The sequence below is a fragment of the Exiguobacterium sp. s191 genome, assembly GCF_018618955.1.
Taxonomy (GTDB): domain Bacteria; phylum Bacillota; class Bacilli; order Exiguobacteriales; family Exiguobacteriaceae; genus Exiguobacterium_A; species Exiguobacterium_A abrahamii.
Genome location: NZ_JACSNC010000001.1, coordinates 1321183 through 1337834 on the forward strand (window position 1 = coordinate 1321183; position 16652 = coordinate 1337834).

Genomic DNA, 16652 nt, shown 5'->3' on the forward strand with positions numbered 1-16652 from the left:
GTCCCTCCAAATAATAAATGATTTTTTCGTTTAGTCAAATTGACAACTTCATTAGTATACAACGTTACAGCAAAAGAGAAAAGACTTTTAAAAGAATGGAAGGCCAAAGCCTTTCTTTTTCCCTTTGCCCATCTGTCCGGAAAATTGTTTCATCATTTTCCGCATATCTTCGAACTGTTTAATGAGGCGGTTGACTTCTTGGATACTGCGTCCGCTACCACGGGCAATCCGCTTCCGACGGCTCGCATTCAAGATTTCAGGTTCAGTCCGCTCTCGTTTCGTCATCGATTGAATGATCGCTTCGACATACACGAGTTGCTTCTCATCGATTTGGGCGTTTTTCAACCCCTTCATCTTCCCTTTACCTGCCCCAGGGATCATTCCCAACAGTTCGTCGAGTGGACCCATCTGTTTCACTTGCTGCAACTGCTCGATGAAATCATCGAATGTAAACGATGCATCGCGCATTTTGCTTTCTAACTCTTTGGCACGCGTAGCGTCCATTTGTGACTCTGCTTTTTCAATCAGTGTCAGCATGTCTCCCATGCCTAGAATCCGTGACGCCATCCGCTCGGGATAGAATGGTTCGATGGCATCGAGCTTCTCTCCAAGACCGACGAACTTAATCGGTGCTCCGGTGACTGCCTTGATGGAGAGTGCTGCACCACCTCGCGTATCTCCGTCGAGCTTCGTCAGAACGACTCCCGTTACGCCAAGCTTCTCATTGAAGCTCTCTGCGACGTTGACGGCATCCTGACCCGTCATCGAATCGACGACAAGGAAGATTTCATGCGGTTTGGCGATCTCCTTGACATCAACGAGTTCCTGCATCAGTTCCTCATCGACGTGTAAGCGACCTGCCGTATCGATCAACACGATATCGTGATGATGCTCTTTTGCATAATCGAGTGCACCGGTAACGATTTCTTGTGGACTAACCTGATCTCCCATCGAGAAGACCGGTAACTCCAATTGTTTTCCGAGTGTCTCTAATTGTTTGATTGCTGCCGGACGATAAATATCCGCCGCAACAAGCAAAGGACTACGATTATGTTTTTTACGTAAATGATTGGCAAGTTTACCCGTTGTCGTTGTTTTACCTGCCCCTTGCAGACCCGTCATCATGATGACGGTCGGAGGACGGTTCGCAAGCGTCAATGGTGACACTTCTGCACCCATCAGATTCGTCAATTCATCGTGGACGATTTTGACGACTTGTTGTCCTGGCGTCAAAGACGTCATGACATCCTGTCCGACGGCGCGTTCCTTTACATCATTTACGAATTGTTTGACGACCTTGAAGTTGACGTCGGCTTCGAGTAGCGCTAAGCGAACTTCGCGCATCATCTCTTTGACGTCTGCTTCAGAAATCTTACCTTTACCTCGCATTTTAGCGAGACTGGCTTGAAGCCGTTCCGATAATCCTTCGAATGCCATTAAGAATGCCTCCTACTCTAATTGCTCCAATGTCTCAATGATCACTAGGGCTTCACCCGGAAGGTCGCATTGCTTCAGCTGATCGAGTAACTGCTTTCGCCGTTCGTGTTTCTTGAACAGCGATAGTCGTTCTTCATACTGCTCGAGCATGGCTTCCGTGCGTTTTATGTTGTCGTAGACTGCTTGTCGGCTGACTTCAAACTCATCGGCGATCTCACCTAAGGAAAAGTCATCTAAGTAATAGAGTGACATGTAATTCCGTTGTTTTGGCGTCAAAAGCTCCTGATAAAAGTCAATCAGATAATTCATCCGGTTCGTTTTATCAAGTGTCATTCGAGCACCTCCGCAATGTTAAGTGAAATTCCTTTACAGATAGTATAGTACAGCCCTCACAGTGTGTTGTCAAGTTTTTTTCTTTACATGAAACGTCGCTTATTCCGCGCTTTCTTCCGTGTCGACGTTTTCTTTTTCTTCAAAGACATCGCCGAACAGTCCATATACGAATTGTTCTGCGTCAAATGGTTGTAAATCATCGATTTTTTCACCGAGACCCACGAACTTCACCGGTAGATTCAGCTCGTTCTTGATCGCAAGAACAATCCCACCTTTTGCTGTGCCGTCAAGTTTCGTTAAAACGATTCCGCTAACGTTCGTCGCTTGTTTGAAGGCTTTTGCTTGCACCATCGCGTTTTGCCCTGTTGTTGCGTCAAGTGCTAGTAACACTTCATGGGGTGCGCCTGGAATCTCACGTTCAATGACGCGTTTGACCTTTTCGAGCTCGTTCATCAAATTGACCTTGTTTTGTAGGCGTCCCGCCGTATCACAAATCAGGACGTCGACCTTACGTGCTTTTGCTGCTTGGACGGCGTCATAAACGACAGCAGCCGGATCGGAGCCTTCGCCTTGGCGGATGACCGGTACACCGGAGCGTTCGCCCCAGACTTGCAGTTGATCGATCGCACCAGCCCGGAACGTATCTCCCGCTGCTAACATGACGCTCTTACCTTCTTGTTTTAATCGGTTCGCAAGTTTCCCGATCGTTGTCGTCTTACCGACCCCGTTGACACCAACAAAGAGAATGACATTCAGCTCATGATCAAGATCAAGTGCCGTCTCTTCCTCTTCGACTAACATGTTCGCGACGACTTCTACAAGGACGTCTCGGACTTGTTTTGGATCCTTGACGTTACGGCGTTTGACTTCTGTCTTTAGTTCCTCGACCAAATCCATCGTCGTCGTCACACCGACGTCGGCTTGGATCAATACTTCTTCTAACTCTTCGAAAAAGTCTTCATCGACTTCACGGAAGCGGTAGACGAGATCATTGACGGCACTCGCTAATCCGTCGCGTGTCTTCGTCAAGCCTTCCGTAAATTTAGTCGTGACTTCTTGTGTCGAAGTCGTCAAGCGGTCTTTCAGTTTTTTAAAGAAACTCATCGTTTAATCTCCTTTGGTTCTTCACTTAATGTACGTCGTGCCTCTTCTAGTTTAACGGATAACACTTCAGATATCCCGTTTTGCTGCATCGTGACGCCGTAAAGGACGTCTGCCGCCTCCATCGTTCCTTTCCGATGGGTGATGATGACGAACTGTGTCTCGCGTGCTAGCTGATGGACGAACTCGCCGAATCGCGCGACGTTCGCTTCGTCAAGCGCCGCCTCGACCTCATCGAGGACACAGAATGGGACAGGACGTGTCTTTAGAATCGCAAATAATAAGGCGATTGCTGTCAAGGCACGCTCTCCACCGGACAAGAGCGATAAATTCTGCAGCTTCTTACCAGGTGGTTTCGCAACTATATCAATTCCACTCGTCAACAAATCACTCGGGTCAACGAGGACTAGATCGGCTTCACCGCCCCCGAATAACTCTCGGAATGTTTCCCGGAAGTGCTCACGGACAGCATCATACGTTTGACGGAACAACCGAATGACTTCTCGATCCATCTCTTCGATGACGCCATAGAGATCCGTTTTAGCAGCGACGAGATCATCCCGTTGCGCAGATAGGAACGTAAACCGTTCATCGACCTCCGCGAATTCCTCAATCGCACCGATGTTGACGATGCCGATTTCTTCGAGTTGGCGTTTGAGCAGATGAATTTCCTCCTTCGCCTCTTCATACGATAGATCAAGTGGTGCAATCAGTTCGAGTAGTAATCCCATCTCTTCCAGCATTTCTTGTCTTGTCTCAAGACGCGTACTCGTTTTCCCTTGCGAAAGTCGTAGTTGCTCGAGTGCCTGTTTCGTCGTTTGTTGATCGTCCTTCGTCTTCGCTTCGCGGATTCGGATCAAGCGCAGGGATTCTGCTTGTACTTGAATCCGTTGCCCGATCGCGACGAGTTCGGTCTCGACCCGTTGTTGTTCCTGTTCCTGTTCGCGCTGTTCCGCGTGCAAGGCATCGATTTTCGCTTCGTCGAATCCTTCAAGGACATGACGCAAGTCACGGCGTTTATGACCACGTTCAAGCTTCGCGTGACTGACCTGTTCCGTCAGGCGTTCGATCTCTTGCGAAAGCTGCGCTTGTTTCATTTGAATCGTCCGCTCTTCGAGAACTGCTTCTGCTTGTTCCTTCTTCAGTTCGTCCATCGTGACGGCACCACGGGCTTGCGCATCCTTAAGACGATCTAAGGCTTGTCTGAGCTCCGTTTGACGCTCCGTCCATTTTGCGATCTCGACTTCCGACGTCTCGATGATCTGACGTGCTTCCTGTTCTTGTTCGAGTACACGTGCCATCTGTCGATCTTCAACCGACAATTCAGACGTCATGACAGCGAGATGACGGTTCGCATCTGCTAACGTATCGCGCGATTGTTCGAGTTGCCCTTGTAATGCTTGAATCGTTTCTGTCCGCGTCCGAGCCGTAGCATCAAGAGTCTGGATCGCCGCTCTCAGATCTTCCAAGCGGCGCATCTGCTCCCGAATGACCGCTTGTCCGCGCGTCAGTCCCTCTTTTAACTCGTCAAGTTCGCGCGATTGACTGAACAGTGGTGTACCTTTTTTCCGACTTCCGCCGGTCATCGTACCGCCGACGTTGACGACATCTCCTTCGAGCGTGACGAGACGATAGCGATGTCCTGTCGAACGGGCGATTTGGTTCGCCTGTTCAAGTGACTCGACGACGAGTGTCGTACCGAGCAAGTTCATCTTTAATTTCGTCAACGTCTCGTCTGTCGTCACGAGATCACTTGCGATCCCGACGAACCCAGACATTCCACCGACTTGTTCTCGTACTGAACGATTGACTTCGCGTGCTTGGAGTGAGGCGAGCGGCATGAACGTCGCTCGACCGGCATTTAACCGCCGAAGCTCCTGGATCAGACGACGTCCTGTCGCATCGGTATCAACGACGATGTTTTGCATTGCCCCACCAAGCGCTGTCTCGATTGCCGCTTCAAACCGCGCCGGAACCGAAATCAACTCCGCGACCGCTCCGTAAATACCTGGGTGCTGATCTCGTTGTTTTAAAATCGTCTTCACGGCACCGAAATAACCGCTATAGTCGGCTTTGACGGATTCAAGGAATTCAATCCGGTCTTCCGTCTTATGCCGACGTCGCTCTAAATCCGCAACGGACTGTTCGACTTGTCGTAACGCATGTTGTTGTTCATTTCGTGCTGCAAGTGCCGTCGTCTCTTCTTCCGTTGCTTGGTCCAACTTCGTCCGGATCGAAGCGACATCCGCCTCTAGTCGAGCGACGTCTTCCTCGAGTTGACGACGCGTCGATTGTTTCGTACCGCTGTCCGCCGTAAATGAACGTTTTTGTTCTTCTGCCTGCATGAGATCTTGCTTCGCCCGATTATAGGCATTATTCGTCGCAGCTAATCGACTCGCCACTTCAAAGGCTTCCGAACGTAATACTTCGGCTTCCTTATCAAAATCACGATCGGTTTGTGTCAGCGCTTGATCGGCTCGTTCCCTTTCAGCCGTGATCCGTTTTGCTTCCTGATCGACTTCTGCTTGGCGTTCCTGTAAAGCGGTCAGTTCGAGTTCCAGTTCCTTGACGCGTTCTTCGACGACGGCAACCTCTTGTTCGAGTCGCTCTTTCGTCTCGGTCCCGTGTTTTTCACGCTCTTTCGCTAGGTTAAGGGCACCTTGGATTTCAACCAGTCGCGTCGAGACATGTCGAAGTTGCTCCTGCAACGCGTTTTCTTGTTGTCGTTCTTCTTCGAGCGTCGATTCTTGATTTTCTCGGGACACGACGGTCTCTTCGTAAGTCGTCTTTTGAGACGCAAGGCGTTCTTCACATTGTGCGATGTCACGCGCTAGTGTTTCGAGCTCCGTCTGATACGTCGTGATTTCATGCGCCAAGATACCACGCTCGAGGACATCATGCCGTTCTCGAGCGACGAGATACTCTTTCGCGAGCGCCGCTTGTTCACGTAACGGCTCGATTCGTCCGCCAAGTTCATATAAAATATCATCGACACGCGATAGATTCGCTTCCGTATCACTTAATTTCCGCTCGGCTTGCTTCTTGCGATGACGATACTTCAAGACGCCTGCTGCTTCCTCGATGACAGCACGGCGTTCTTCCGGTTTACCGGAGATGACTTGTTCAACTCGCCCTTGTCCGATGATTGCAAAAGCATCACGCGACAAGCCTGTGTCCATGAACAGATCAAGGACATCCTTCAGGCGACATGGTTTTTTATTTAAAAAATAATCGCTGTCTCCGTTGCGGCTGACACGCCGCGTGACACTGATTTCCTGATACGGCAACGCAACCGTTCCTGACTCGTTGTCTAAGACGAGCGTCACCTCGGCAAATTGTTTCCGGTGTTCAGACAGACTGCCGGCAAAAATGACGTCTTCCATCTTCGCCCCGCGCAGTGACTTCGCAGATTGTTCTCCGAGCACCCAACGGACAGCGTCCGATATATTTGATTTCCCACTTCCGTTCGGTCCGACGACTGCCGTGACACCCGGAAGGAATTCTAATTCAGTTCGACTGGCAAATGATTTGAAGCCATTGATTTCAATTCGTTTTAAGTACATCTTGATCACCCGTATGTTTAAATTTCTTTTGAATTTCTTTCAGTTTACCATAGCCGAAACGCTAGCAACATGATAGGTTTTAAGGTAGTATCACGCGAAACAAGAAGAAGAGGAGCGAATAACACGATGACGATTGAACAAATGATTGAAGCGATCTTAGATAAATTGAATATCATCAACAAAGGGGTCATTAAAGCAGAACAGTTCGATGGCTCAAAAAATGAGGACTTAAAAGAGATTTATGAGTTCGTCATGATGCGAGACTCGCTATCACTTGCAGAGGTCGACGCGATCGTCGACGAACTGAAATCCCTTAAGACTGTTTAATCGAGTAAGCACCACACGATAAAAGCCGATCATCTCTCGTGCGTTCGAGAGATGGTCGGCCTTTTGTTGCTTAAAACTGTTTTTTTAATTCAAGTAAGGCTTGTTTTGCCGCTTGTTGTTCTGCCTCTTTTTTCGAACGCCCCGTTCCAATCCCTTCGAGCTCATCCGCGACTTGAACACGCGAGATAAATTCCCGACTATGCGCCGGACCGCGTTCCTCGATGATTTCATACTCGATGACACCTAAGCCGACACGTTGAATCGCTTCCTGTAATTGACTCTTGAAATCTGTCTGTTCTTCGAAAAAGCCTGTCGCCACTTTCGGAAAAACCGCTTCGGCGAGGAATCGTTCGGCTGCTTCGATGCCTTGGTCAAGATACAAGGCGCCAATGAAGGATTCGAAGACATCCGCAAGTAAGGCTGGACGATTCCGACCACCGGTCAGTTCTTCCCCCTTACCTAACAGAATCATATCGGAAAACTGATAGTGATTCGCAAATTGGACGAGTGACGGTTCACAGACGATTGCCGCTCGCAATTTCGTTAATTCCCCCTCGGAACGTTCCGGGTAGTGTTCGAATAGATAGCGTGACACCGTCAACTCTAAGACAGCGTCCCCTAAAAATTCTAGGCGTTCGTTATCCCCTTCAGACTCGCGTTGTTCATTGACGAACGAAGAGTGCGTGAAGGCTTGTTTTAATAGCTCGACATTAGAGAACGTGATATTCAGGCGCTCTTGTAACGCTTCGAATTTCTGCTCGATTTGAGCGAGCGTCCGAGCATCCTTGCGTCGTTTTACATAGGGTCCTTTTCGGACACGACGTCCTTTTTGATTCGTCATAGTTCCTCCTAAACAGCTAAAGCCCACCGCAAATTGCGGTGGGTCAGCTTCAATGATCAGACTTGTGTTTCGATGTAGTTGACGACATCGCCGACAGTCTTCAAGTTTTCTGCTTGCTCATCTTCGATCGTGATTTCGAACTTGTCTTCTAAGTCCATGACGAGTTCCATGACTTCGAGAGAGTCAGCACCGAGGTCGTCTTTGAACGATTTATCAAGTGTGATTTCACTTTGTTCTTTTCCTAATTTTTCTGCGATTGCTTCTTGTACGTCTACTAAAATTTGTTCTTTTGTCATTTTAAAATCCCTCCATGAGTTGAGTATATAAGATGATTGCCGATTTGGCAAAGTACTACCGTTAGTTGTGTTACATCGTCATGCCGCCATCGACGGCAAGAGTTTGTCCTGTGATGTATCGCGCTTCATCTGAAGCGATGAAACTGACGAGTGAAGCAATATCGTCGGTTTGACCGAAGCGTTTCAACGGAATTTGCCCGAGTGACAGGTTCCGCTGTTCTTCTGTCAATTCGTCCGTCATGTCCGTTTCGATGAATCCTGGACAGATGGCATTGACTGTGACGCCTTTACTAGCGAGTTCACGTGCGACGGATTTCGTCAGCCCGATCAGACCCGCTTTCGCTGCGACATAGTTCGCTTGCCCTGGATTTCCGGAAATACCGACGACTGATGCGATGTTGATGATACGACCGCTTGTTTTTAACAACGGACGTGTCGCGGCTTGCGTGACGAGAAACGCCCCTTTCAGGTTCGTATCGATGACAGCATCGAAATCCGCTTCCTTCATGCGCATCAGCAAACCATCACGCGTGATGCCGGCATTATTGACGACACAATCCAGTTGACCGAATGTGTCGATCGTCTGTTTGATCATCTGTTTGACAGCATCTGCTTCAGCGACATTCGCTTGAATCGCGAGTGCCTCTCCGCCTGCTTCCTTGATTTCACGGACGACAGCTTCCGCCTTGTCCGTGCTTCCTGCATAGTTGACGACGACACGGAAACCATCTGTTGCCAATCGCTTCGCGATGGCAGCTCCGATGCCGCGTGACGCGCCAGTGACGAGTGCTACTTTACTCAACGAATTCCCTCCGCTTCCAATTGCTCAAGTGTCGTGATGCTGATGATCTTCGCATCTTTTTTGATTCGTTTCACGAGACCGCTCAACGGAGATGATGGACCGAACTCGATGAATGTATCCGCACCTTCTTCGATCAGACGCTCAACGCATGATTCGAATCGAACCGGTGAGTAGAGCTGCTGAACGAGCAAACGAATCAATTCGTCTGGTTGATCGTGGAACGCACTGTCGACGTTCGAGATGAATTTCGTCTTCGCCGCTTCAAACGGTGACGAGACGAGAATGTCTTCGAATCGTGGTGCGAATGGTGTCATGAGTGACGAATGGAACGCACCTGAGACATCAAGCGGTAAGACACGTTTTGCTCCGAGCTCTTTTAACTTCGCTGTAGCGGATTCGACCGCTGCGATTTGTCCGGAGATGACGAATTGCCCAGGACAGTTGTAGTTGGCGATTTGAACGATTTCTCCCGTCGCCGCAATCGATTCGACCGCGTGATGGGCTGCCTCGACATCATTCATGCCGATGACCGCCGCCATCGTTCCACCCGTGACTTGATTCATGAGTTTTCCGCGTTCGCGGACGAGATAGACGGCTTCAGACGGTGTGATGACAGAAGCTGCGACGAGCGCGCTATATTCTCCAACACTGTGTCCGAGTACGAAATCAGGTGTATGTCCTTGTGCTGCGTACTGCTGTGCGAGTAATGCACTGTGTGCGACGATGGCTGGTTGAGCGATATCTGTCGCTTTCAATTCATCCTTCGTCCCTGTCGTCATCAGCGTCGTCAGATCCAGACCAATTCGCGTTCCGAGGTCAGCGAGTGCTTGGCGTGTCTCGTCTTGCGTGATGAGCGTCTGTCCCATTCCAGGGGTTTGTGACCCTTGTCCCGGAAACATCCAAACTGTTTTCCCCATCTCGTCTCACTCCTTCTTAACGTGCTTCTGTTGCCTTCGCTTGAACGATTTTGGCAACGACTTCTTGTTCGACCATCTTCTCAGCTTGAACGAGCGCTCGGCTGAAGGCGTAGGCATTACTTGAACCATGCGCCTTAATGACCGGAGCCGCAATCCCGAATAGTCCGGCACCGCCATATTCTTCATAGGCGAGCAACTGCTTCATTTTTTTCAACTTCGGTTTCAGTACGAGAGCGGCGAGCTTTGATGTCCACGAGCTCATGAATTGTTCCTTCATGACACCCATGATCATACTGGCTGCCCCTTCTGTACTCTTAAGTAACGTATTGCCAGCAAAACCTTCCGTGACGATGACATCGACGTCACCGCTCATCGCTTCTCTCGCCTCGACGTTCCCAACGAAATGAATCGGTGCTGTCTCAAGTAGCGGATACGTTTCCTTCGTCAGTGCATTCCCTTTACCGGCTTCTGATCCGATATTCAGGAGTCCGACTTTGGGACGTGTGATGCCGCGAACTTGTTCTGCGTAGACAGACCCCATGATGGCATAATCGAGCAGATGCTCTGCCTTCGCATCCGGGTTGGCGCCAACATCTAAGATGACGACACCTTTCCCATTACGTGTCGGGAAAGTCGGGGCCAGTGCAGGACGGTCAACTCCTTCGATTCGACCGATGACGAACAATCCGGCAGTCATGAGCGCTCCCGTGTTGCCTGCTGAAATCAAGGCATCTGCCTCTCCTGATTTCACCAGGTTTGCAGCCACAACGAGTGAGCTATCTTTCTTGCGGCGAATCGCACGTACCGGTTCATCTTCTCCGGTGATGACGGATGCCGCGTGGACGATCGTCACGCGCGGATCCTCGATTGTGTATGAGCGTAATTTCAACTCATCTCCGACTAGTCGGATATCGATGTTTTCGTTTGGGCGTTCTGCCAAATAGGCAACGACTCCTTCTACGATGGCACGGGGTGCGTGGTCGCCCCCCATAGCGTCAACTGCTAAAATCATTTCGATTCCTCCTTACTACTTCGATACACCGTGAACTCACCGATGAAGACACATTCTTCACCGACATAACTCTCCACCGTGATGTCAGAACGACCATCTTGACGATGGGAACTGACGAATGCCTTTGCAACGACGCGTTCTCCGACGTGAACGGAGCGTGTGAACTGAACGTTCGCACGTGTCGTCAACGCGAGTTCATCGTCGATGAGCGCAATCGCAAGCGAGTTTGCCTGCGCGAACAAAATATGTCCGCGGGCGATCGCGTTCCGACTAAACGCATGTTCCGGCAAAATCTCAAGGATCGAGATCGCAGATGTATCGAGTTTCAGGTCAATCATATCACCAATGACTTCATTTTCAGTCAACGTACGCACATCATCCAGCCGTTCGGTCGCGACGTGTTTAATTCGCTCCCGTAATTCCGGAATCTTTAATTCCATCCGGTCGAGACGAATCGTCTGGATACTGACACGGAATCGTGTCGCCAGCGCTTCATCCGTGATGAACGGATTTTGCTCGATCGTCTGTAATAATTCTTGTTGTCTCTCTTTTTTAGGTACCCGCATGTATGTTCCTCCCACAAGAAGGATGACCACTATTATTACCTGGTACTAACAGTAGTATATATCCCTTGTTGTTCACTTTCAAGTATTATTCGATTCTTTCTCCTTCAAGTAGCCCTTGTCGTTCGATATAGTCACGCAAGACATCGTATTCCGGCGCTTGCCAAAAGGCGTCCGATCGCAGTAAGCGGACTGCATCTTGTCGCGCAGTTTCCATGACTTGAATATCGAGCGCAGGATCAGTCAAGACGAAGCGCGGTAATCCACTTTGTTCGGTACCGAAGAAATTTCCGGCTCCGCGCAGTTTTAAATCCTTTTCCGCTAGCTTGAAGCCATCGTTCGTCTCCGTCATAGTCTTGATCCGTTCTTTTCCCGTATCGGAAGAGGGATCGGCGATTAGAATACAGTAAGACTGGGCATTGCCTCGACCGACGCGCCCTCTTAATTGGTGTAATTGCGCAAGACCGAAGCGTTCTGCATCATGAATGACGATGATCGACGCGTTCGGAACGTTCACACCGACCTCGACGACCGTCGTTGAAACAAGGATTTGAACAGTATTCTCCTTAAACGCCTGCATGACCTCGTCTTTTTCTGAAGAAGTCAAGCGCCCATGCATCAAACCGACATGATAGGGCTTGAACCGCTCGGTCAATGTCGCATGTAATTCGATCGCATTTTGAACTTCGAGTGATTCGGATTCCTCGATCAATGGCGTGATGACGTAGGCTTGTCGACCTTGCGACAATTCTTTCTCGACGAACCCGAAAACGCGTTCCATCTGTTGCGGTTTCGCCCAGTAGGTCTCGATTTCCTTTCGTCCCGCCGGCATCTCATCGATGATCGAAACATCCATATCTCCAAAGACCGATATCGCAAGCGTACGCGGAATCGGTGTCGCTGTCATATATAATACATCTGCCTGTTCAGCTTTCGCGCGCAACCGCTTCCGTTGTTCGACACCAAAGCGATGTTGTTCATCGGTGATGACGAGGTGTAATGCCTTGAACTGGACGGTGTCTTGAATCAGCGCATGTGTTCCGACCAAGACGTCGATCTCTCCTGTTACAAGAGCTTCGAGCAAGTGTGCACGCGCTTTCCCTTTAACGGAACTCGTCAGTAAACCGACCCGAATCCCAAGTGGTTCAAGCAATGGGGCGAGCGACGCTGCATGCTGTTCCGCTAAAATTTCGGTCGGCACCATCAAGGCGCCTTGTTTTCCGGCACGAACCGTCGCGAACAAGGCGATGGCAGCGATGACGGTCTTCCCGCTTCCGACATCCCCTTGCAACAACCGATTCATTCGTTCGCCGCGACCGATGTCGTCTAGGATCTCTTTTGTCACACGTTGCTGGGCACCTGTCAGCGGAAACGGCAGGCTCTGGATGAAATTGGCAATATCCGTTTCATGAAGGGGAAGAGCAGTCCCTTGACCTTTCCGTCGTCCAAGACGTAACGCCTGTAATTTCAGTTGGAAATAGAGGCACTCCTCGTAGACATAACTGCGACGAGCAGCCGTTAACTCTTGTCGATTCGTTGGGAAATGAAGCGACTTTAACATCGTCATCCGGTCTTGTAACCGGTATGTCTTCCGGATACTATCCGGGATCCGTTCAGCTAATGCCTCAGTCTCCTTGAACGCCAAGTCGACGACGCGTCGGAATGTCTTCATCCGCATGTCACCCCGTAGCGAGTAGACCGGTGTCAATTCGCCTTCGATTGCTCCAAATTGCAATTCCGTCGCAGAGATCGTCATCCGGTGTAAGTCCCACTTGCCACTGACCGTCACTTCTGCCCCAAGTTGCAATTGGTCTTTGTAGAATGCTCGGTTGAACATCGTTACGGTCACACTATACCGTTCTTCAACGAGCAGACGGAACGTTAAACGATTCTTTCCTTTTCCGTAATAGCGCACAAGTGGTTCAGATTGGACTTGACCCGTGAACTTGACTTTATCCTCATGGATTGCTTCCGTTAGACTTCCCGTCACGAAGTCGTCATAACGAAACGGGACGTGCTCGAGCACGTCCGCAACGGTGAGAATATTCATCTCTTCTAGTTTTTTCGCCAAATCCCGTCCGACACCTTTTAATGTCTTGACGTCACGTGATGGATTCATTCGATAACTCTCCGAAGATTTTTGCTTCGAGCCAGCGACCAGTCGGCGTATTCGCGAGTCCACCTTTTGCTGTCTCGCGAAGCGCAGACGGCATCATCTGACCAATCTCATGCATGGCTGAGATGACTTCATCACACGGAATCCGTGACGTGATTCCAGCGAGTGCCATGTCGGCAGCGACAACAGCATTCGCCCCACCCATCGCATTGCGTTTCACGCATGGCACTTCGACGAGTCCTGCAACAGGATCACAGACGAGTCCAAGCATGTTCTTCAGCGCGATCGCAAAAGCATGCGCTGACTGATCCGGTGTTCCGCCCGCCATCTCAACGATGGCAGCTGCTGCCATCGCTGTTGCCGAACCGACTTCTGCTTGACAGCCACCAGCCGCTCCGGAAATCGATGCATTGTTCGCGACGACGAAACCAAACGCACCGGATGTGAACAAGAAGCGTAACATCTGCTCACGCGTTGGGTTTAAGCGATCTTTGACAGCAAATAACGTGCCTGGCACGACGCCGGCACTCCCTGCCGTTGGTGTCGCACAAATTTTTCCCATCGCAGCATTGACTTCATTCGTTCCGATTGCCTTACTAACGGCGTCCAATAATAAATCACCGGATAATCCTTTACCTGAAGCACGGTACCGTTGAAGCAAGACAGCATCCCCACCGGTCAGTCCTGTCACCGACTGGACACCGTCACCATCAAGTGAACGAGCGACTGCTTCTTCCATCACTTGCAGGTTTCGTTCCATCATCGCATAGACTTCATCTCGCTCTAAATGACGAACCGTCATCTCTTGCTCGATCATGACTTCCGAAATCGGAATATTTCGTTCCGTCGCGATGGCGACGAGTTCTTTTACGGATTTAAACATGTCTTCACTCTCCCATCATGACGGCACGCTCGACTTGAGGTAACCGATCGATTTCTTCCAACACTTCTGCCGTTATCCGGTCATCAATCTCAATTGCCATAAGTGCTTGTTTTCCTTTTTCATGCCGTGACACTTCCATATGCCCGATATTGATTTCGTAATCAGCCAAAATGCTCGTCACGGCTGCGATCGCACCAAAACGGTCATGGTGTAAGACGACGAGTGCCGGTCCCCCACCGGACAAACGAAGCGGTACACCATTTAATTCCGTGATTTCAATCGTTCCCCCACCAATTGAAATACCAACCAATTCAAACTCTTCTACTCCATTCGTCAAATGGACACGAGCCGTATTCGGATGATCCGTCAACGCCTCACTCGTCTCAAAATGAATCTCAATCCCTTTCGACTTCGCGATATCGATCGATTGTGGAATCCGGTCGTCAAACGTATCGTATCCGAGAACACCGCCGATGATGGCGACATCCGTTCCATGTCCACGATACGTATCCGCGAATGAACCGTAAAACGTGATGTGGATGACAGTAGGCGTTTCCCCGAATAATTTACCCGCCATCAATCCAATCCGTGCAGCTCCTGCTGTATGCGAGCTCGATGGACCAACCATGACTGGTCCGATGATGTCAAAGACGCTACGATATTTCATTTCTTTTCCCCTCTCTATGAAACAAACGAAATCCCACCTCTATTATCGCAGATGGTGGGATTCGTGAAAAGGCTAGTCGCCCTTTTTCAGTATGATGGTTTTATTCGACGCTTAAAATGTACGAATAAAGTGGTTGTTTGCCGTCGTGGACTTCCACCTCAGCATCCGGATTGACCGATTCGATGTACGCGACGAGGTCGTCGACTTCTTCTGTTGAGACGCCTTCACCGTAAAGAACCGTGATGATTTCGTCGTCCTCAGTGACGAGTGTATCGACGAGTTTCTTGACTGCACCAAGACTTGAAGCGTCCGTAGCGACGATTTGTTTTTCAGCAATCGCCATATGGTCGTCCTTCTTGATTTCTACACCATCGATGTTCGTATCACGTACGGCATATGTGACTTGTCCCGACTTAACGGCTGCAATCGCATCTGCCATGTGCGCTTCGTTCTCTTCGACAGTCGCTTCTGGATTATAGACGATTGTTGCTGCTAAACCTTGTGGAACTGTTTTTGATTTCACGACCGTCACACCACAATTCGCAACAGATGCTGCTTGTTCAGCGGCCATGATGATGTTTGAGTTGTTTGGATAGACATAAACGTGTTCAGCGTGTGCATCCTCGATCGCCTTAACGATATCTTCAGTCGACGGGTTCATCGTTTGTCCGCCTTCGATGACGACACTGACACCGAGTGATTTAAAGAGTTCGCTGATTCCTTCACCCATTGCGACTGTCACGAGGGCTGCTTTCGCTTTTGCCTTCGGTGCAGCGACTGGAGTGACTTGGTTCGCACCTTCTTCTTCAAGGATCGTCGAGTGTTGTTGACGCATGTTTTCAATCTTAACAGCGACGAGTTCACCGAAACGTTGTCCTTTTGTGATGACTTCTCCTGGTGTTTCAACGTGGACGTGAACTTTAAGGAGTTCTTCATCCGCTACGACGAGCAATGAATCACCGAATTCCGCTAATTCGTTACGGAAGTCTTCTTCGCTGAATGGTGCATTCGCAAGCTTGTCATCTTGGAAACGAACCATGATTTCCGTACAGTAACCGTAATGGATTTCTTCTGTCGACATGAAGCTTTGAGCCGTTTTATGATGCTCTGCTTCGACGAGTGCTTCCATGACAGGCGCATGCGGTTTGTCGAGTTCTTTTCCTTCGAGTGTTGCGAGGAATCCTTCATAGATACAGACGAGACCTTGACCACCAGAGTCAACGACGCCGACTTCTTTTAATACCGGAAGAAGTTCTGGTGTACCGTCGAGCGATACTTTCGAAGCTTCGACGAGTTGACGCATCAACTCTAAGAAATCCGTCGTCGTCTCAGATTGTGCGATAGCAGCGACAGCTGTTTCACGGGCAACCGTCAAGATTGTTCCTTCAACCGGTTTCATGACTGCTTTGTATGCTGTATCGACACCTTTTTGTAACGCATCTGCGAATTCCTTCGTATCAATCGTTGTTTTGCCTTCGATTGATTTCGAGAATCCACGGAACAATTGACTTAAGATGACGCCAGAGTTTCCGCGCGCCCCCATCAATAATCCACGTGCGAAGACGTTCGCGACTTCCGATACAGAATCCGAAGTTGATTTACCTGCTTCTTTTGCACCTGAAGTCATCGTCAAATTCATGTTCGTTCCCGTATCACCATCTGGCACAGGGAAGACGTTCAATGAATCGACGAAATCTGCATTTTGATAGAGATTCGCCGCGCCATTTTGAATCATCTTGACTAACTGCGCTCCTGTTAAACGATCTACACTCACTAAAGTTTCCTCCTCTATTC

15 protein-coding genes are annotated in these 16652 nt (G+C 49.6%); 1 reads left to right on the plus strand and 14 read right to left on the minus strand.

The features are described from left to right. Window positions 1-87 precede the first annotated feature (87 nt). From ffh to smc, 4 genes are all read right to left on the minus strand, one after another. The gene (gene ffh, locus KNQ09_RS07175; RefSeq protein WP_023468742.1) at window positions 88-1437 is read right to left on the minus strand and encodes a signal recognition particle protein; all 1350 of its coding nucleotides are present in this window, start codon (window positions 1435-1437) and stop codon (window positions 88-90) included. A gap of 12 nt (window positions 1438-1449) precedes the next feature. Continuing rightward, the gene (locus KNQ09_RS07180) at window positions 1450-1770 is read right to left on the minus strand and encodes a putative DNA-binding protein (protein WP_023468743.1); all 321 of its coding nucleotides are present in this window, start codon (window positions 1768-1770) and stop codon (window positions 1450-1452) included. 99 nt (window positions 1771-1869) lie between these two features. Continuing rightward, window positions 1870-2874 carry a signal recognition particle-docking protein FtsY gene (ftsY, locus tag KNQ09_RS07185; RefSeq protein ID WP_023468744.1) on the minus strand — a complete coding sequence of 335 codons (1005 nt, stop codon included), beginning with the start codon at window positions 2872-2874 and terminating at the stop codon, window positions 1870-1872. After that, window positions 2871-6434 carry a chromosome segregation protein SMC gene (gene smc, locus KNQ09_RS07190; RefSeq protein WP_214858028.1) on the minus strand — a complete coding sequence of 1188 codons (3564 nt, stop codon included), beginning with the start codon at window positions 6432-6434 and terminating at the stop codon, window positions 2871-2873. Before smc ends, ftsY begins: the two co-directional genes overlap by 4 nt. 126 nt (window positions 6435-6560) lie before the next feature. Between smc and KNQ09_RS07195 the strand changes: the two genes are divergently transcribed. Beyond that, on the plus strand, window positions 6561-6761 hold the full coding sequence (locus KNQ09_RS07195; RefSeq protein WP_023468746.1) for a DUF1128 family protein: 201 nt from the start codon (window positions 6561-6563) through the stop codon (window positions 6759-6761). A gap of 70 nt (window positions 6762-6831) precedes the next feature. Here KNQ09_RS07195 and rnc read toward each other — a convergent pair whose 3' ends face one another. The 10 genes from rnc to KNQ09_RS07245 form a co-directional block, all read right to left on the minus strand. Then, the gene (gene rnc / locus KNQ09_RS07200) at window positions 6832-7602 is read right to left on the minus strand and encodes a ribonuclease III (protein ID WP_023468747.1); all 771 of its coding nucleotides are present in this window, start codon (window positions 7600-7602) and stop codon (window positions 6832-6834) included. A gap of 56 nt (window positions 7603-7658) precedes the next feature. Next, window positions 7659-7898, minus strand: coding sequence for an acyl carrier protein (gene acpP, locus KNQ09_RS07205; protein WP_029342095.1), 240 nt, complete (start codon window positions 7896-7898; stop codon window positions 7659-7661). 70 nt (window positions 7899-7968) lie between these two features. After that, window positions 7969-8700, minus strand: a complete 732-nt coding sequence (gene fabG, locus KNQ09_RS07210) for a 3-oxoacyl-[acyl-carrier-protein] reductase (RefSeq protein ID WP_035396763.1) — start codon at window positions 8698-8700, stop codon at window positions 7969-7971. Then, the gene (fabD, locus tag KNQ09_RS07215; protein ID WP_035396761.1) at window positions 8697-9617 is read right to left on the minus strand and encodes an ACP S-malonyltransferase; all 921 of its coding nucleotides are present in this window, start codon (window positions 9615-9617) and stop codon (window positions 8697-8699) included. Before fabD ends, fabG begins: the two co-directional genes overlap by 4 nt. A 16-nt stretch (window positions 9618-9633) precedes the next feature. After that, entirely contained in the window at window positions 9634-10629 is a 996-nt protein-coding gene (gene plsX / locus KNQ09_RS07220) for a phosphate acyltransferase PlsX (RefSeq protein ID WP_050677493.1), read from the minus strand. Beyond that, window positions 10626-11195, minus strand: a complete 570-nt coding sequence (fapR, locus tag KNQ09_RS07225) for a transcription factor FapR (protein ID WP_023468752.1) — start codon at window positions 11193-11195, stop codon at window positions 10626-10628. The genes plsX and fapR overlap by 4 nt, the downstream gene beginning before the upstream one ends. 85 nt (window positions 11196-11280) lie before the next feature. Beyond that, window positions 11281-13311, minus strand: a complete 2031-nt coding sequence (recG, locus tag KNQ09_RS07230) for an ATP-dependent DNA helicase RecG (protein ID WP_214858029.1) — start codon at window positions 13309-13311, stop codon at window positions 11281-11283. Further along, window positions 13295-14191: an L-serine ammonia-lyase, iron-sulfur-dependent, subunit alpha gene (sdaAA, locus tag KNQ09_RS07235; protein ID WP_023468754.1), complete on the minus strand. Its 897-nt coding sequence runs from the start codon at window positions 14189-14191 to the stop codon at window positions 13295-13297. The genes recG and sdaAA overlap by 17 nt, the downstream gene beginning before the upstream one ends. A 4-nt stretch (window positions 14192-14195) precedes the next feature. Beyond that, a complete protein-coding gene (sdaAB, locus tag KNQ09_RS07240) occupies window positions 14196-14858 on the minus strand; it encodes an L-serine ammonia-lyase, iron-sulfur-dependent subunit beta (protein ID WP_023468755.1) in 663 nt (220 codons plus the stop codon). Between the two features lie 100 nt (window positions 14859-14958). Beyond that, on the minus strand, window positions 14959-16632 hold the full coding sequence (locus tag KNQ09_RS07245) for a DAK2 domain-containing protein (protein WP_369792079.1): 1674 nt from the start codon (window positions 16630-16632) through the stop codon (window positions 14959-14961). Window positions 16633-16652 lie beyond the last annotated feature (20 nt).